Below are 17,634 nucleotides of genomic sequence, written 5' to 3'. Positions count from 1 at the left end.
GAAAGGAAGAGACAATGAAAAACACCATCATCACCAACGTCCGGATCTTCGACGGCACGGGCTCGGACCCCTTTCCCGGAGACGTCCTGATCGAGGGCAGGCGAATCAAGCGCATCTGGGCGGCGGGCCAGCCCCGCGACATCGTCGAAGCGCATCGGATCGATGGCCGTGGCAGGTTCCTGATGCCCGGGATGACCGACGCGCACACGCATTTTTCCTGGAACGATCAGCCTTCCCTGGCGGCCATTCAATTCATGCCCCCCGAAGAGCACATCCTGTGGTGCGTCGGCGTGGCAAAGCGGTACCTGGACATGGGGTTCACGTCCGCGCTGGGCGCCGCCGCCGCAAAGCCGCGTCTGGACGTGGTCCTGCGCAATGCGATCGATGCCGGGAATTTTCCGGGCCCGCGTTATCTTGCGGGCAGCCAGGAGATCACGACGCTGGGCGGCCTGGGCGACAACACCTTGCCTCATATGCCCTTCAGGGAATTGAACTTCGGCGAGGTCGTCAGCGGCCCCGAGGACGTGCGCCGCGCGGCCCGCATGTTCATCAAGTACGGCGTGGACCACCTGAAGATCAACCTGTCCGGGGAGTACATCGCGGGGATTCCGGCCGAGGCCTCGCCGTTCTCCGAAGAAGAGATCGCCATGCTCGCGGCGGAGGCGCGGCGGGCCGGCAAGCGCGTGGCCGCCCATGCGCGCTCAAGCGTATCGGTCAAACAATGCGTACGCCATGGCTTTGAACTCGTCTTTCATGCCAGCTTCGCGGACGATGAAGCGCTGGACATGCTGGAGGCCAACAAGGACAAGCACTTCGTCGCGCCCGGGCTGGGGTGGCTGGTCAGCACGCTCTACCATGCGGAACAGTGGGGCATCACGCAGCAGGCCGCCACCGACATGGGCTATGCCCGAGAGCTCGAGGTCGCCAGCGATACGCTTCAGAAGATGCACAAGCGCGGGATACGCATTCTGCCCGGAGGCGACTATGGCTTTGCGTGGATGCCGCATGGCACCAACGCCAAGGACCTTGAATACCTGATGCGGTACGTCGGGATGAGCGCCAAGGAAGCGCTGTTGAGCGCGACCCGGCTGGGCGGAGAAATCATGATGCTTCCCGAGGATATCGGGCAGATCCGGCCGGGGTTCCTGGCGGATCTGATCCTGGTCGACGGCGATCCGCTGACCGACATCACGCTACTGCAGGACCCCGAGAAAATAGCGATGGTCTGGAAGGACGGGAACGTCGTCAAGGACAGGCTCCGAGTCACCGAGCCCATCCTTGTCTGACGCGGGGCCAGGCGCCTCGTCCTTCGGCTTCGAACCGAATGGGTCCGAACCCGAAGGACTTAGGTATTTGATGTGTCTATAGCTGTATTCGGTATCAGAATTTCGAGAACGTAGCGGGTGCTGAATATAGTGGCCAAGGGACACGCCTGAGCAGGGCGCAAGCTCGCGCAGGCGTGCTTATCCACTCGCGAGAGAGGTCACGAACATGCTCGTAAGCTATCGAATCTCGCAGGAAGACTACGTCAACGCCATGCGCCTGCACGACAGACTCATGCCGCGGCCCGCGCTCATCGTGGTGGCGGTGGTCGCTGGCATGGCGATCGTCGCGACCTACGGACCGGTCTGGCTGCAGCCGGCCAGCGTGGGCGCGCTATGTGGTCTGCTGGTTGTGATGCTATTCAACTGGGGCGCGTCTCCGCTGATCGCACGGCGACGCTACCGCCTGTACAAGGCGATACACGAAGAGTTCGGCATCCTGCTGCGCGACCACGACTTTCTGCTGTGGACATCGCGCACCGAGGTCACGGTGTCGTGGGCGAAGGTGCGCGGCTGGCGCGAAAACAGCGATTACGTGTTGGTGTATGTAATGCCCCGCCTTTTCTATATCGTTCCCAAGTCGCTGCGCAAGAAGGGTTTCGACATTGAAACGCTGACGCGGCGCTTGAGGGAACACGTCGGCGCTCCGGCCTGATCCCAGCCGTCGCGGCGTGGGCCGCCCCGGCATGGGCCATCCCGGCACCGGCCGCCCCGTCAGACCGTGACGACATTCAACCCGCCGTTGGCCAGGCTTTCCGGGTTGGTGCCCGACACAAACAGCCGGAAGTCGTTGTGCGCGAAATTGCCGATGATCTTGGCCTGTACGGCGATCAGCGCGCCGGCGTCGCCGTTGGTCAACAGGCTGTTGCCGGTCAGGGCCGCGTCGAACGCGGGAAAGTGGCTGTAAGCATCCAGGGTATTGTCGGCGGCGCGCAGGCTGCGCCATGCCGCGAAGTCGCCGCCGGTCTGCATCGTGGTCAACATGGCGCGCAGCGACTCGGCGCCCAGCCGCATGCTTGAAAATTCATTGCATTGCAGTGTCAACGCGCCTTCGCCGGCCGGGATCAGCTTGCCCGTGCGGATGCCCACGCTTAGAAGCTTGAGCTGGTCGGCCGTCAGCTCCGGAAATTCACCCGACTCGGCGAACAGGGAAATGCCGCCGCGCAGCCGGTTGTCGCGCAACGTGGTGTCGGCATCGTTGTCCAGCAGCGCCAGCGCGCACGATAGCGGATCGGCCAGCACGGCGGCGGCTAGCAAGCCGACCGCGGCGCGCAGCCGGCTTTGCGCTGGCGCTTCCCGGCCGAGCTGCGCGGCAAGAGACCGCAGCGCCGCCTGGATGCGCGGGTCCGTCAGCGCATTGCCGGCCGCGCCCGCGCGCAGCAGGCTGGCGATTTCGGTCGCCATCGCCTTGCGCGCGTCCATGGGCATGCGCGCCAGCCCCAGCGCCGCGCGATCGTCGTCATCGTCGAGCATGGCTTCCGGCGATAGCGCTTCTTTCAGGATTGCCAGGGTGGGGGCGCGGCCGAGCAGAAGGTCGCGGCGCTCGGCGTTGCCACGGCCGCCGGCAAGCAAGCGGCAGTTTTCGATCTGCACGCGACGGCTGCCTTCGATGCGGACGAGGCTGGCGCCGGGGCCGGCCGGCCCCGCGCAATCGACACGCGATAGCCGCACGTCCGCGCATTGGGCAAAGACCAGGGGGCGAGGCTGGCCGCGCCGCGCGATGGTCAGGTCGGCAATGGAAACGGAAGCGAAACCGTTGAGGCTGAAGTCGCGCTCTTCAAGGATCAGGCGGCTGGCCGGGCCGCATCCATGCAGCATCAGGCGCACGCGCGGTCCCTTGGCGGCGAGGTCGTCGTCCAGCTTGTGCTCGCCGGGTGTCAGGCACAGGCAGATATCGAGCCGGTCCTGGCCGATCAGCGTGTGCAGCGCCTTGTCCAGCGTCGGGAAGTCGCCGCCGGGGCCGACGGTGATGCAGCAGCCCCCGCCGTGCGTGCGCCGGCACAAGGCGTCCAGCGCCTGCTGCACGGTGTACGCCTGTTCGGCCAGCAGATCGGCGCAGCCGCTGGGGTCGTAGCCGACTTCGGCGGCCAGGGCGAGTTGCGCGTTGAACTGCAAGGGCAGGTAGCGGTCCACCGCCGGCTGGCCGGCCACGAGCAGTTGGGCAGACGCGTGCTGCACCGGGCGGGCGGGGTCGCAGGCAATCGACCAGGCGATCGAGGCCACGCCATCGGCGCCGGTCTGGACGTCCTGCGTTGCCGTGCCATTGGGCAGCCGGCCGGCGTCGACGCTGAAGCGCACGGTGGCGTTGGCCACGGGGTAGCCGCCGTTGGCGACGCCCGCGCGCAATTCGGACGGCAATGCCACCACATCGGGTGTCATGGCGGGATTGGGCCTGACACTTTGGCCGTCGCCGCCCACGTAGTAAAGCTGTGTCAGTTCGGTCAGCGCCGGAAACAGGGGCCGGCAGTCGCTCATCAACGTCCAGGCGCCGGCCTGCCAGCGCAGCAGGGCCAGGCGCGCGTAGGCCCGCAGGATGCCCGCGGCGGCGGTGAAAGCGGGCTTGCCGTCCGGCATCCGCGGCCATTCGATCGAGGCCGTGGCGGTGCGCGCGGGGATCAGCCAGTAGTCGCCTACCCGCAGGCGGCCGGGCGAGAACTTGATCTCGATGCCGTCCTGCTCCAGTTCCACCCACCCGGCGTTCGCGCTGGCGATGGGGGCGGGGGTGATCTCGGCCACGCCGTCCCAACGCCGCACCCGGGGATTGGCCGGAAAACGCGGCGCGTCCAGCGGATGTCCGATCAGGCTGGCCGGGTCTATCGTGACCGTGTTGCCGTCGGTGCGGACGACCTGGGCCAGCGGGCCGGGCTGGCCCAGCAGTTCGTGCGTGTCGTCCAGGAATTCGACCCAGCAGCCGGCGGTGATGGCCAGAACGTCGTCCCGGCCGATGCTGGCGACTTCGAACTCGTTGGCCACCGGGTCGCCCAGCCAGCGCACCACCCGGCTCAGGATGCTGCCGTTCTCGCGCGACCATTTGTAGCGGGCCTTGCCGGCGCCTGCGCCGTCCTGGTGGATTTCGATGCGGTAGAGATGGTTTTCCAGCAGCCGGTAGCCCGCGTCGGGCGGAAGCTGGCAGGGCGTCTTGGGCGGCACGCTGGCTTCGGCGCGCGCGGACATCCGTGCGTCCGGCAGCGCCGTCAAGGCATCCCAGGCGGGCAGCGCGGACAGGCAGGTGAGGGCGTCGCCGGGAGCGCCCACCTGCATCAGCTTGACCTGCCAGACCGTTTTTTCGCGGGTCGCGGTGTCCGGGCCGCCCAGTGCGACTTCGCGCATGCTGTAGTCGTCAGGCGCGAGATCGAGCGCGCAGAGGTGGCGCTGCCAGGCTTCAAGATAGGCCAGGTACATGCCTTCGGGCGGCGGCGCGGGCTGGCCGCCGGCGCCGAACACAACGACGCCGTCGATGTCCGCGGGCGTGATGCCGGGCGGCGGCAGCGGCAGCGCCGACGCGCCGGCGGGCAGGACGGGCGACGCGGTCGCGGGCAGGTCGGGCTGCCGAGCGACGGTGGCCGCCTCCGGGTTTTCGCAGAGCAGGCCGTCGAGGTACAGGCGTCCGGCCGTGACCGCCAGGTCCTTGCCCGCGGGACTCAAGGCGAAGCCCGCCGCCGCCAGCGGAACGCCCACCGCGCCGACGGTGTCCGCCGTTTCGGTTTCGATGCGGCGGTTCAGAATGTCCTGCTGCTCGTTCCAGTCGGTGTCCATCTGCACGCGGCCCTGCTGCATGCGGACGGCCCGGTAGCGCCGGGCGGGATCGAAGGTGAGGCGGCTGAGATCGGCTTTCATGGTGTTGTTCCCGAAGACAGGGGGGGCTCAGTTCACGGGGATCAATCCCGCTTCGAGGCCGAAGCGCAGATACTCGTCCAGCGCCAGCCTGAGGTTGGCTTCGCGCTGGGCTTGCAGCAAGGGGTTCCAGGCGCCGATCTCGGCGCCGTTGTCCGCGCCTTCGCGGATCTCCGGCGCGCAGCCGCGCGCAAGCTGCCCATAGGCGGGCGACGCAAAATCCGTCGAGGTGAAGGCGGGCGCGACGCGGGCGGCGGCGCGCCTGGCGGCCGCGGCACCCAGGTCCTGTACCGCCAGGTCCGGCTGGCAGCGATAGCGCCGCGGGGTCACCGAGGGCGCGGGCACATGGCAGTAGCGTACGCAGCCCTCCTGCCGGCGGTTGATGGCGACCGGCGCGCCGAACAGGGTGTTGGTGGCATCGAGCCGGCCGGCGGCCACGCGTCCAAACAGCGTGCTGGCCGCGACGCGCAGCGCGCTGTCATCCACGTCCACGGCGGCGGCGGCCACGTCCTGCGCATCGATCAGGCAGCCGTCCATGCCGACGGAGGCCAGCGCGGAGGCGCTGCGCACCGGGCCGCAGATGCAGCGGTACAGCGACAGCTCCAGTTCGGGCGCCGTCCCGGCATGGCGCAGTCCGCCGCGCGCGGGCACCAGGGTGCAGTGGCGCAGCGAGACGGCGCGCAGCGCGCCGTCGAGCCGCAGCCGGCCGTCGAGCAGCAGGCCGTCCAGTGTCAGGCGGGTGCTGGCGTTGCCGCGCAGCCGCCAGTCGCCCTGGAACACTGGGCGCCGGAGCGGGCCGGCTTCGATCGCCAGGTGGGTGTCGGGCAGGTCGAGGTCCGGGGTGGCGGGCTCGGTGCCGTCGTGATCGACGACGATGCGCACGCGCTGGCCCGCCTGCACGGCGGCCAGCGCCGCGACCAGCGTCGGCGTACCGGCCGAGGGCACGCGCAATTGAACGTCGAAGGTCTCTTGGGACGTGGGCGGCGCGCCGGGGGCCACGGTTTGCGCCGCATTCCTGTCATAGGGGCCAGCGCCGATATCGCCGGGAAATCCGTACGCATAACGGACCTGGACCTGCTGCGCCGTGACGCCGGCCGGCAGTGCGATACGCCCGCGGCGGGGGTCCAGCCCGACCAGCAGGCCGCCCGGGCCGGGAAAGACGCGATCCGGCCGGCCGGGATTGCGGGATTTGACCAGCAGCGTCGGGTCGGGACGGCGCCAGTCTTCGGGCGACACGCCGGGAATGGGCGCCAGATCGCAGATCACCAGGTGTTCCGCGGGCACGGGCTGGCCGTCTACCCATACCTGCAGGACGGGGCCGGGCCCGCCGTCGGCAAACCAGCCCTGCGGCGGCGCGTCGCCGTCCGTCAGGGCCTGCCTGCGCGCCTCCAGTTCCTGATGCAGGTCACGCCACGACAAGGGCTCGGGCACATTGATGGGCTCGGCCAGATGCTCGATGTCCGTCTCGGTGCGCGGGCGGTTGAACAGGGGCTGATCCCGGCCCAGCGGATCGAAGGTGTAGAAGCCCGCCTGCGTAGTGGCGGGGGCGGCGTCGCCGCGCTGCACGGTGCAGGATTGCAGCCGCCATAGAAAGAGCGCGACGTTGGGCAGGTTGTAGCGGCCGGCGGGCAGCGCGCGCACGTCGGCGGTGTGCAGTTCGGCGCCGAATGGGCCGCCGGTACGTTCCATGGCGCGCGCGCGGCGCAGGTCGGGCGTGCGCAGCGCGTGCGGGCGGGGGTGATTCACATGCTGCGTTGTGGAGACGCGCTCGAAGCATTCCGAGACGCGGGCGCGCCAGCCGGTGGCGTCGGCCGCCAGTTCCTCCAGCACCAGCGCCGTGCCCTTGCGCCGGCGCAGCCGCAGCGTGTTGGCGACCAATGCGCGCGGCGAAAACGCGGCGCCCACGGGGTACAGCGCGCGCACGCCCAGCAGGTCGCCCACATAGGGAACGACCCAGTCGTCGCAGGTCTCGATGAACCAGTTGTCGTAGAGCCGGTCCAGGTCGGCGTCCAGCAGAGCGCCCTGGCGCGCCAGCACGTCGAGCAGCGCGCGCAGCGGGCCGGTGTCTCGTTCCCCGTAAAAGGCGGGCAGCAGCGCGAGCAGCGCGTCGGCGGTCAGGCGGTTGGTCATGTGCGCTCCGTCAGCAGCAGGCCGGCCGGGTCCGGGCGCAGCAGTTCGGCGGGCTGCAGGCTGTTTCGCTGCCAGCGGGCGGTGCGGGCCGGCAGGCTGGCGTCGGGTCCGTTGCCGCGCCGCGCCGCCGCGCCGTCCGGGCCCGCGTCGAGCACCAGCGCGTCCAGATCCACCCAGAGCACGCCCGCGACGCTTTGCAGGACGGCAAGCACTTCGGCCCCGTGCACCGGCTGGCCGAACGCGCGCGCGGCGAAGCCGAAGGCGTCGAGCAGCCGTGCGCGCGCCGCTTGCAGGACCTTGGCCGCCTCGTACCGGGGATCGATGCCCAATCCGGCGCGCAGTCCGAAATCCAGATAGCGGCAGGGCGCCACCCGCAGCGGCTGATACGGCGGGCGCGCGGCGTCGATGGCGGCCAGCAGATTCCGGTAGAGCGCGCCGGCCGGATCCAGGCCCGCGCCGTCTTCGCCGGCCACCGTCAGATGCACCAGCCGCTGTTCGCCGTCCCACAACCACACCGCCTGGGCCTTGCCGATACCGGTGAACGCGGCGGCGTAGTCCTCGAAGTCGCGCAGCGAGACGATGCGGTCCAGCGTACGCACGCGCAGCGGCGCGTTGCGGCGCGCGGCGTCGCCGGCTTCCGGGTCGGCGCCGCCGGTCGCGGGCAGCGGATTGACCACCGCCTTGACGCCCGGCGCGCGCGTGAGCAGCACGCTGACCTGCCCGCGCCCCACGTTGCCGTCCCGGCCCAGCCCGACGCGGTAGCGGGCCTGCACATTGCCCGCGCCGGAAGGCAGGCGCGCGCCGTGCACGCCGTCGCCAAACTGCACCGTGGCGCCGCCGCTGTCGTCCAGGCGCAGCACATAGGCGCGCTCGTCCGCGGCCAGCGCGGTGATGCGCTCGGCCTGGGCCCACAACAGGCCATCCACCCGCACTTCCAGGCTGCTGGCCGCGCCGCTGGCCGTGGCGGCCGGCACGTAGGTCAAGGGCCGCTGCTGTAGCGCGAAGCGCTGGAACGCCCGGTTGCCCGCGCCGCTGCCCAGCGTTTCGGGCTGAATGCGCATCTGCCGGCTGTCGCCATGGCTGGCGGGCGCGACGTTGGCGTTGATGCGCACCGTGCCGGGCAGATAGGCATGCGCAAGGTCCGCATCGAGCAGCAGCGAGGTGCGCCCGCCCGCGCTGTCATTGCGCTGGATGCGCACGACGTCGCAGGCTTCGGCGAGGCTGACGGTGCAGCGCATGAAGTCCTCGAATTCCAGATCCGCGCTGGCGCGGTCGCGCGCCACGCGCACGCTGGCCAGGGGATCGCCGCGCAAGAGCCGCGCGCGCGGCGTGACGTTGGCGGCGTCGCCGTCGTCCAGCGTCAGGCCCGATACCGCCAGCACGCGGCCCTCCGGCAGGCCGGGCTCATACGCGGCCAGCACCAGGGCATGGCCCTGCGTCAATCCGGAGGCGGGCCGGGTGCCCCAGTCCAGCGGCTCCGACTCGCCGTAGGCCGTGGTCTCGCGCAGCGCATGGTTGAACTGTTCGCGCACGCGTTCGCCGCGCAGGGTCAGGCGGGTGGTCGGACCCGCCAGCGCGAAGTCGGCGCGCGCGTCGGGCGTGGCGTCGGCGATGCGGTAGAGCTCTTCGTAATTGGGCATCGACAGGACGGCCCACCCCCCGGCCACCCATTTCGGGTAGCTGGCGTCCAGATGCACGCCGTGCGCGTCACCGGGATAGAGGCGCGCGGCGGGAATCACCTGGCGCGGCAGGCCGGGCCCGGACCAGGCCAGCGAAATGGTGGCGTCGCCGCCGGCCTCGTAGTATTCGATGCGGATGTCATGCTTGCGTCCGGCCGTCAGGCGCGCGCTGCCGCTGTATTCGGTAGGCGATTGCTCATGCCACTGGTCGATGAGCAGCGCCCCGTCCACCCAGAGCCGTACCCCGTCGTCGGCCGTGACATGAAAGGCATGGCTGCCGCTTTCGGACGCGAGCACCCAGCCCGTCCAGCGCACGCAGAAGCCATCCGCGGGCACGCCGTCGCCCGGTCCGCCCGCGGCCCAGTGAAAATCGATTTGCGCATCGGTGCGGGACATCAGGCGTTCGCGGAATGCCTTGCCGCGGTAATACTCGCCGTAGAGGCCGGTGCCGTCGGCGCGGGTCTGCGGCGGATCGGAGAGGTCGGCCAAGGTGTAGCCCGGCCATTGCGGGAACTCGTCGATCCGGGGCCTGGCGCTATCTTCCATGCCCAGATAGGACGCGCGCAGCGTAGCGGGCATGGCGCGCCAGTCGGGCGCGTTGTACCCGAACAGATGCGCCTGGGCGCGCAGGGCATGGCAGCGCGGGTTGCGGCGCGCCGGCTGCACGTGCAGCGCCGCGCTGCCCAGGCCCCGTTCAAGCGAGACAAGGGTGTATGCCGGCGCGCCGTCCTCGCCCGGGCCGGGCACGATCTCGCGCACTTGCGTCAAGCGGCGGAAGTCCCAGTTTTCGTTGCCGGAGTCGCGCGCGCGCTCGTCTCCCACGATCAGCACGGCGTCGCCCGCCTTCAGGCGGGTGGCCACGCCCGCCAGGCACAGCGTGCGCGCGCCAAAGACAGGCGGCACGGTCTCGCGCCAGGCCAGCTCCAGCGCGTTCCAGGCCGCGCGGGCTTCCAGCGGCTCCAGCGTTTCGAAGGTCTGGGCCTGTTCGTCCTGGCCGGGGATGCTCTGGGCCCGTGTCCAGGGTTCGACGCGCGCGCGCGGCGGCGCGCCCGGCGCGGTTTCCATCGAGAACGCCAGCCAGGCCGTGGCGGCCACGCCGGGCCGAAGCTCGTAGCCGATGGCGCGCGCCAGCGACTGCACGGACCGGCGTTCGGTTGCGGTGCGCAGATAGCCTTCGTTGCCGATGCGCTCCTGATAGAACGTCAGCACGTCCAAGACCGCCGCCCAGGCGTCGAACAGCGCCAGCACCGGATCGTCCCCGTCCCGCGTGGTCAGCGCCGCCAGTTCGGGCGAACGCGCCAGGTCGGCGGTCAGGCTGGCCAGGAAGCGTCCGTGGGTGCCCACGCGCAGGCGCAGCGCGGGCTGGCCCGGCGGGTTGGACTGGTCCGAGGGCGTGAGGGCAGGCTGGCCCTCGCAGCAGCCGCAGTCGTCGGGTGAGGTCATGATCCGCCCTCCACGATGAAGTCGATGCGGCCGTTTTCCGGGAAGTTGGGATCGCCGTCGGCGCGCAGCACTTCCAGCGGCGCGGCCAGGAGGCGTCCGGTGTCCAGTTCGCCCGCCGGCTCGCGGCCCCAGCGCTGGAAGCGTTCTGCTTGCGCCGACGCCACGCCGGGCACGGCCATGGCGGCGCTCATCAGCGCGGACAACGCCAGCGGCGTGCCGAAGGTGTAGCGGTCGGGATGAAAGAAACCGGGGCGGCCCGTGCGGTCCTGGCCCGCCGTGAATGCCTCGCGCAGCGCGGCCTTGACGTCGGCCGCGAAGTGACCCGGCGCGGCGCAGACGCGCAGCAGGATGTCCAGCGGCACGTGGACCGGGTCGGAGAACTCGATGTCCTGGTCGGCCAGACGGAAGCGTTCCATGAAGGCGCGCATCGCGGTTCGAAACGATGCGTCCACGTCCAGGCCGCCGCGCCGGTCCACGGTCAGGAAGACGGTATGCCAGCTTCCCGTCCAGCGCAGGCGGGCCGCCGCGCGCTGCACCTGGGGATGGCGCTCGGCCAGGCGCGCGTAATCGTCGGCCGTGACCGCGCGCTCCTGGACGCGGAAGGCTTCGGGGGCGTTCAGCCGGATCGCGTCGGCGGGCTCGGGGGCCGCGCCGCCCCGCGCGGGCAGGGGATTGCGCACGCGCGACACGCCCAGCATCAGGTCCGGGTCGTCGGTGACCAGCGCGCCGATGGCGTTCGCGCCCACATTGCCGCCGGGCCCGCCGCCCAGCCGGTATTGGGCCAGCAGGCGTTCGCCGGGGACGGGCGCGGCGCCGTAGCGGTTGTCGCCAAAGCGCAGCCAGGCGCTGCCGTCGTTTTCGGTCTCGACCACGAACTCACGCGCGTCGCGGGCGCTGGAGAGCAGGCTGCGCTGCGGCGACCAGGTGGCGCCGGCGGGCGCGGGGGCATCGCCGGGCTGGCTGGCATCGTCGGCCGCCAGCCGCATGCCGCAGGGCAGGGCGCGGCGCGGATCCTGCGCCAGCGCCACGCCGGCCGGCAAGGGCACAGACACGGCCTGGTCATGGCGGTAGGGTTCGGCATAGGCCAGGCCGGTATCGGGAAGACGCGGCCGGTACGGGCGGGAGGCGGGCGCGTCGCGCGCGGTCGCGGTGTCGGGCACCAGGGGGACCCAGTCCCGGCGCAGGCCGTGGTCGGCCAGGACCACGTTGCCCAGGGCGACGGAAACCGGCTGCTTGACCAGCGCGCCGCCCTGGTCGAATTCCCGGCTCACGCACAGCGGAAAGGGCAGCGCGTCGTCGGGGTGCCAGGCCACCAGCAGCAGGTCCGTGCCGGTCAGGTCGTCGCGGCCGGCGCGGGTTTCGGTCAGGCGCACCGCATGGCGATGCGCGGGGTCGGCGTCGGCCGCGCGCCCGGTAAGCGGGCCGATGGCCTCCTCGAACACCAGCAGGTCGCCGCGCGCCAGCGCCAGTGGCGGGTCGTTGACCAGCGCGGCCTGCGTCTGGCCGCGCGGCAGGCAGTAATCGGGATCGGCGAAATCGTGCAAGGCGATGCGGCTGTGCGCGGCGTGCAGCGTCAGGTCGTGCAGGGTCTCGAAGACTTCGACGCCGGGCATCGGCAGCCGGTCCAGCGCATCGCGGCGGCGCACCGGCGCCGTCAGCGCCGTTTCGGGCGCACTGGTCAGCATGGGTGTGCCGGCGGGCACCACGTGTCCTTCGCCCAACGCATTGACCTCGAAGGCGACGAAGACGCGGGCGTTGCAGCCATCGTGCAGCGGGTAGTCCAAGAGGCGCGCATGGCGCCGCAGCGAAGTGCGGCGGCGCGCGGTGTCCAGATAGGCTTCGGTCGCGACCGCGTCCTGCGCATAGGAAAGATGGTCGGCCGCGTAGGCCAGCGTTTCGACCAGCGCCACGGTGAAATCGGCGGGATTGCGCTCGGTGAAATCCGCCATGCTTTGCGACAGCCTGTCCAGCATCAGCCGCCGGAAACTCTCGTAGTCCTTGGCCAGGTAGTCGAGCAAGGGTTCTGGCGGCGCGGGCGGGTCGCAGGCGCGCGTATCGGCGCAATCGAATTCCGACGGGCAGCCGGCCTTGAAGTTGATCTCGATGGTGGACAGGCACAGGTCAAAGCCCGGCGCGGGGGCGTCCGGATCGGCCGGGTTGACCAGGGCCAGCGTGTACCAGGAGAAGTCGCCGGCGCGGTCGACGGTCAGCCGGATCTCGTTGCCCGACAGCACCGGCTCGGCGGCCAGCGCAATGCCCCGGATGCGCACGCCGCCTTCGATACGCACGTGGGCGCGGCCGATGCCCGCCACGGGATGCGCGCAGACCACGCGCAGCGTGCGCTGGTCGGCCGCGTCGATCTCCACGTAGGCGATGCCGTTATCGCCGGGAGGCTGCTGGGCGCGCAACAATTGCAGGCGGCGCGGATTGGCGCTGCGGAATTGGCGGTTCATGGCAGGTCCCGCGTGAAGCGCGCCAGGCGGCGCTGCTGGCCCTGGCGCATCACATACTGCACCTCGACCTCCAGCGTCGAGTCACGGTGCGACACGTTGACGGCCTCCACGGCGATCCGTTCGCCCAGCCATTGCTGCAGCGCGCCTTGCACGCTCATCTGCACCGCGGCGGCCAGCGTGTCGCTGTTGGGCGCGAACACGAGCTGCAGAAGGCCGCAGCCGAAGTCGGGGCGGTTGACGCGTTCGCCCGGCACGGTGAACAGCACCTGTTCAATCATGTCGCGCACATGCGTGGCATCGTCGGCGGTGCGGCTGCGGCCGCGGGCATCGGGTTCGAAGGGAAAGCGCAGGTAGGCCATGGCGCGGATCCCTACATGCCCAGGACGCGCGTCTGCGTCAGCGTGGCCATCATCGGCGTGCCCGTCGGCGCGCAGATCGAGGCGCCGGTCTGCAACGCGGCCGGCTGTCCGGCGATCTGCACGCGCGCGGCGCCGGTCAGCCATTGCCCGGTGACGCAGGGGCCGTTGCCGGAAGGGGGCGGCGGCAGGGCGCAACCCGCGATGGAATAGGGCGAGGCGATGGTCACCGCGGGCTGGCCCGACAGCAGCACGCGCGGATTCGGCGACAGCGGGACGGCCTGGCCGCCGTGCGCGCACAGCACGGTGGCGCCGACATGCAGTAAGGGTCCGGGCATGGTTGCGCCTCCTCAGGTCACCGTCAGGGCGCCCTGGTTGATGTTGACGACCGGGCCGGCAAGCATCACGGTGGCGCCTTGTCCGTTGGACAGGGTGATGCCCACGTCGCTGATGGAGATCATCGCGCCCGTCTTGGTCTTGAGCAGGATGCCGCCGGTGGGGCCGGGCAGGTCGGAGATCATCAGGGTGTTCTGGCCTCCGGTCTGCAGCACGATGCTGGGCGACACCGGCAGGCCCGCCAGCGCCAGCGCGGGGACCTCGGCAGCCGATCCCCAGAAGCCGCCGACCCAGATGGGATAGTCGGGCTTGCCCTGTTCGAACTCGATCCACACGCCCGCGCCGATCTGCGGCAGCACGAACGCGCCGCTCTGCTGGCCCGCGAAAGGCACGCAGGGCATGGCCCAGCTTGAGATGCCCAGGCCCAGCACGTCGGGCACCTGCACCTGCAGGCGGCCCATCTGCATGGGATCGATGTTGCCGATCACCACGCCGCGGAATTTGCCGTAATGGCGTTGGCTGTCTGTCATGGGGGCACCAGGGGCAAGGTCGAGATCAGGCCGTTGCGGGCCAGCGAGAACTGCTGCTTGAATTCGCCCGCCTTCAGCGAGCTGTCCACGCGCTTGACGTAGTACAGGCCGTCGAAGGCCAGGCCGGCGCCGCGCACGCCCACGAGCTGGCGCGACTTGAGCACGTGGCCGTAGCGCAGCACGTTGAGCGAACCGTCCGCGGTGACCGCATCGGCGGACGTGCCGGCGGCCACGGCTAGCCCGCGTCCCAGCGCGGCGGCGGGAGACAGTTTCGCCGTGCCTTTCAGCAGGCTCAGCCCCTTGGCCATCGGCGGCAACAGGCCCAGCGGCGGGCTGGCCAGGCTGATGTCGGGGACGGGCAGGGGGATCGGGAACTTGGTCAGCGGGTTCTGGATGAAGATGACCGGCAGGGTGGCGTCCGATTGGTTCACCGCGAACGACAGCGATTCGACATTGGTGTGCACGTCCATGCCCAGGTTTAGCGCGGGCTGTACCGGGCCCAGGCGGATCTCGGGCCCCCAATACGCCAGGTTGGCGCCGGGCAGCGGCCCGGGCTCGATGTAGAAAACGTGGCCGACTTCCGATGCAAGCTGGCGCACGTAAGCCAGGTCGGTGCCTTCGTGGGTGGGGATGCGTTCGACCGGGATGGGCACGTCGGTAAAGGGTGACGGCACGATCAGCGGCAGCATCCCGTATAGCGCGTAGCGTCCGACGATGGCCGCGACGCGGGCGGGCGGCGGCATGGCCGGGTAGGGCAGGCCGCTCATGTCCTGCTTGTCCATCGCAACCGTCAGGTCCTCGCCGGTGACGGTCAGGCGCGACTGGCCGGGCTCGTTGCCGTCCGTGAGTTCCTGGCGCGTGACCAGCCCGTCCATCAATACGATGGGCAATCCGTTCAATGTCGCCACCAGGATGACCCGCAGCCAGGGAACCTGGCCGCCCGCGATCACCAGCAGCGTGTGCAGCGGCGAACGGTTGCTGATTGCGAAGGTAAGCTGGAATCCACCGGGGCCGTCGGCGGATGACGACACCTCGGCGCTCTCCAGCCCGTCCATCAGCGGCCGGGGCGCGGGCACGGGCAGCCCCGGTCCGACCAGCAGCGTCAGATGCACGCCGCTAAGCATCGCCGCCTCCTGCAGGCGGTCCGCCCAGTCCGGCCGGCAGCGTCACGCGCAGGCTGCGTCCCGGCTCCTCCAGCGCCGAAGGGCGCGGCGCATCGTTGCCGTCCGCCAGGCGCCAGAATTGCAACGGGTCGCCCAGCGCGGTCGCGGCCAGGCGGTCCAGCCGGTCGCCGGGCGCCACGCTCATTTCGCCCACCGGGGTCAGCGCGGCCGGATCCGGCAGGAAGCGGCGGCGCAGATAGACCAGCGGCCGGCCGTCGGCGCCGGCCAGTTCGGCGGTCGCCACGCCGTGATAGCGGCTGGTGGCGGGAAAGCGTTGCACGCTCATGGCAGGGACTCCAGTCCGACGGAACCCAGGCCGCCCAGCCCGGCCAGCGCCGCGAGCCGTTCCTTGCGCTGCTGGTAGACCAGGTAGAGATGGCCGCCCTTGTCGCCGAAGCCCAGGTCGCCCACATGCAGCACGCGCATGCCCAGCGACACCTTGGCGCGGATGGGATTCAGACGCGCGTCGAAGGCTTCTTCGGTGATCGAGAAATCGGTCACGCGCACCGGCACCACGCGCTCGCGGCTCCAGACGAACAGGCTCAGCGGCGCGACGGTGGGCGCGATCTCCAGCGTGCCAAGGTTGGCCATCTGGTTGTTGCGGATGAGCGCCGCGCTGTCGGGATAGACGATGGTCTCGAGCGCCGCGAGCTGGGCGTGAATGCCGGTGTCGCGCGCCTGGGGATGGTCGTCGGGAAATTCGAGCTGATCGGTGGCGTCGAGTTCGGCGTCCAGCTTGATCGTCTCGGCCGGCGGACCCTTCAGGCGCAACGGCTCGGACACCGCGCCTCCGCCATCAGCCGCCTGCGGTTGCAGCGTGCGGGTCAGCGTCTCGGGGTTGTACTGCAGCGAGATGACGCGCTGCACGGCGCCGCTGGCCGGATCGATGAGGATGATGCCGCCGCGCAGCAGGCGGGGTCCGAGGGGGCCGCTCATGGATAGGCCTGCGGTTCGGCGGCGTTGCGCACGGCGGTCACCTTCTGCGCGCCGACCAGCGATTCCGGCCAGTCGCGCCCGGCGCTGAACAGTTCGGGCCGATAGTCGAATTCCAGGACATAGCGCGACACCGGCATCCGCGCGGCGCAGTCCAGTTCCACGGCGCGCAGCTTGCCGGGCGGCTCGTCGACCATGGTGACGTCGGCATAGCGCGTCTGGCACAGCGCGAGCACTTCTCCAACGGTCTTTCCTATCCAGTCTTCCATGGCGGTTCCTAGATCAGACTCATGTTCTTGGGGACGGCGCTGGCCTCGTCCGGGCGGCACGAGCGGTAGTAGCAGATGCCGCAGCCGTCGACCGAGGCCCGCACGGCGGTCTCGACCTTGGCCTGGAAGGTCCCGGTCGCGGCGGCGAACGCATCGTTCCAGCGCGTCTTGAAATCGACATTGCGCTTGCGGCAGTCGTACACGGCTTCATAGTCCTGGATGCTCAGCGCGTAGTGGCAGCTTCCGGCGCCGACGTACTTGACCCAGCCCTGGTTGCCGGCCATGAAGTTGGCCACGTCGCCGCCGGAAAAGCTCACGCCCAGCTTGGACTTTTCAGACTTGCTGTAGGGATGGGTATGGAAGGTGCCCAGCGTGTAGTCGCCCTTCTGCTCGGCGGGCAGGCTGATGCTGCCGCCGCCGCCCGAGCCGGTGCGGATGACGCGCTTGGCGTCCTTGTCGGACACGATGCGTCCGCCGTGTTCGGTGACGGTGTCCTCGCCGTGGCCCGATTTGGACCACGCCTCGTTCACCGCCGCGTACACGTCGTCCGCCATGGTGTGGGTGCCCGGGCATTTGCGCGCCTCGGCCTCGGCCACGCGGAGATCGCCCATGCCGGCGCGCTGCACGGTCTGCGCGGCCGCGCCGCGCGAGGCCGCGGGCGCGGCCAGGGAGTCCGCCGCGCGGTCGGCCTCGGCTTCCAGGGGCGAGTGCGCGGGTCCGAGTTCTAGCGGCAGGTCCGGCCGGTAGCGCGCCTGCTGCTGCACGACATGCGCCAGTTCGTGCGCCAGCAGGGCGCGGCCGTGGCGCGTGCCCGGCGCATACCGGCCCGCGCCGAAAGCTACATGCGGCCCGACGGTGTAGGCCTGCGCGTGCAGGGCGCGCGCCGTGGCGGCCGCGCGCGCGTCCGCGTGGATACGCACGCGGCTGAAGTCGTGGCCGTAGCGATGCTCGAAATCCGCGCGGTCGGCGGCGGCCAGCGGCTCGCCCGCGCTGCGCAGCACGTCCTCGACCTGTTCCGGCACGTCCTGCCCGCCGCGGCGCGCGCGGCCGGACAGCGGCGACGCGGCGCAGGAGGTCTTGCCGCCGCAGCCGCAGGCGCAGCGGCGCTGCAGCAGGCGCGAGCGCGGCGGCGCGGATTCGGGCCGTGGCGCAAACAGGGTAGCGGAGGTTCCCATGGCGATATCCG

14 protein-coding genes are annotated in these 17,634 nt (G+C 70.6%); 2 read left to right on the top strand and 12 right to left on the bottom strand.

Annotation, left to right across the window (positions count from 1 at the left end):
- Positions 1 to 14 precede the first annotated feature (14 nt).
- Positions 15 to 1,286: an amidohydrolase family protein gene (locus ASE30_RS07190; RefSeq protein ID WP_057283622.1), complete on the top strand. Its 1,272-nt coding sequence runs from the start codon at positions 15 to 17 to the stop codon at positions 1,284 to 1,286.
- Positions 1,287 to 1,491: 205 nt separating this feature from the next.
- On the top strand, positions 1,492 to 1,977 hold the full coding sequence (locus ASE30_RS07185; protein WP_057283621.1) for a YcxB family protein: 486 nt from the start codon (positions 1,492 to 1,494) through the stop codon (positions 1,975 to 1,977).
- A 59-nt stretch (positions 1,978 to 2,036) separates the two neighbouring features.
- On the opposite strand, the gene ASE30_RS07180 is transcribed toward ASE30_RS07185, so the two are convergent.
- From ASE30_RS07180 to ASE30_RS29240, 12 genes are read right to left on the bottom strand one after another with little or no spacing between them, the layout of a single operon-like run.
- The gene (locus ASE30_RS07180; protein ID WP_057283620.1) at positions 2,037 to 5,159 is read right to left on the bottom strand and encodes a DUF6519 domain-containing protein; all 3,123 of its coding nucleotides are present in this window, start codon (positions 5,157 to 5,159) and stop codon (positions 2,037 to 2,039) included.
- Between the two features lie 27 nt (positions 5,160 to 5,186).
- A complete protein-coding gene (locus ASE30_RS07175) occupies positions 5,187 to 7,286 on the bottom strand; it encodes a phage tail protein (protein ID WP_057283619.1) in 2,100 nt (699 codons plus the stop codon).
- On the bottom strand, positions 7,283 to 10,408 hold the full coding sequence (locus tag ASE30_RS07170) for a putative baseplate assembly protein (protein ID WP_057283618.1): 3,126 nt from the start codon (positions 10,406 to 10,408) through the stop codon (positions 7,283 to 7,285). The genes ASE30_RS07175 and ASE30_RS07170 overlap by 4 nt, the downstream gene beginning before the upstream one ends.
- A complete protein-coding gene (locus ASE30_RS07165; RefSeq protein ID WP_057283617.1) occupies positions 10,405 to 12,861 on the bottom strand; it encodes a putative baseplate assembly protein in 2,457 nt (818 codons plus the stop codon). The genes ASE30_RS07170 and ASE30_RS07165 overlap by 4 nt, the downstream gene beginning before the upstream one ends.
- Positions 12,858 to 13,220 (bottom strand): GPW/gp25 family protein, encoded by a 363-nt coding sequence (locus ASE30_RS07160; protein WP_057283616.1) that lies wholly within the window; start codon positions 13,218 to 13,220, stop codon positions 12,858 to 12,860. The genes ASE30_RS07165 and ASE30_RS07160 overlap by 4 nt, the downstream gene beginning before the upstream one ends.
- 11 nt (positions 13,221 to 13,231) lie before the next feature.
- Positions 13,232 to 13,555, bottom strand: a complete 324-nt coding sequence (locus ASE30_RS07155; protein WP_057283615.1) for a hypothetical protein — start codon at positions 13,553 to 13,555, stop codon at positions 13,232 to 13,234.
- Between the two features lie 12 nt (positions 13,556 to 13,567).
- The gene (locus ASE30_RS07150; RefSeq protein ID WP_057283614.1) at positions 13,568 to 14,083 is read right to left on the bottom strand and encodes a phage baseplate assembly protein V; all 516 of its coding nucleotides are present in this window, start codon (positions 14,081 to 14,083) and stop codon (positions 13,568 to 13,570) included.
- A complete protein-coding gene (locus ASE30_RS07145) occupies positions 14,080 to 15,207 on the bottom strand; it encodes a hypothetical protein (protein ID WP_057283613.1) in 1,128 nt (375 codons plus the stop codon). The genes ASE30_RS07150 and ASE30_RS07145 overlap by 4 nt, the downstream gene beginning before the upstream one ends.
- The gene (locus tag ASE30_RS07140; protein ID WP_057283612.1) at positions 15,200 to 15,532 is read right to left on the bottom strand and encodes a hypothetical protein; all 333 of its coding nucleotides are present in this window, start codon (positions 15,530 to 15,532) and stop codon (positions 15,200 to 15,202) included. The genes ASE30_RS07145 and ASE30_RS07140 overlap by 8 nt, the downstream gene beginning before the upstream one ends.
- A complete protein-coding gene (locus tag ASE30_RS07135) occupies positions 15,529 to 16,182 on the bottom strand; it encodes a hypothetical protein (RefSeq protein WP_057283611.1) in 654 nt (217 codons plus the stop codon). Before ASE30_RS07135 ends, ASE30_RS07140 begins: the two co-directional genes overlap by 4 nt.
- Entirely contained in the window at positions 16,179 to 16,448 is a 270-nt protein-coding gene (locus ASE30_RS07130) for a hypothetical protein (protein WP_057283610.1), read from the bottom strand. The genes ASE30_RS07135 and ASE30_RS07130 overlap by 4 nt, the downstream gene beginning before the upstream one ends.
- A gap of 8 nt (positions 16,449 to 16,456) precedes the next feature.
- A complete protein-coding gene (locus ASE30_RS29240; RefSeq protein ID WP_057283609.1) occupies positions 16,457 to 17,623 on the bottom strand; it encodes a DUF4157 domain-containing protein in 1,167 nt (388 codons plus the stop codon).
- Positions 17,624 to 17,634 lie beyond the last annotated feature (11 nt).

Source organism: Achromobacter sp. Root83 (assembly GCF_001428845.1).
Classification (GTDB): domain Bacteria; phylum Pseudomonadota; class Gammaproteobacteria; order Burkholderiales; family Burkholderiaceae_B; genus Achromobacter.
Note: the sequence above shows the minus strand (reverse complement) of the source record. Positions and strands in the feature narration are given on the sequence as shown.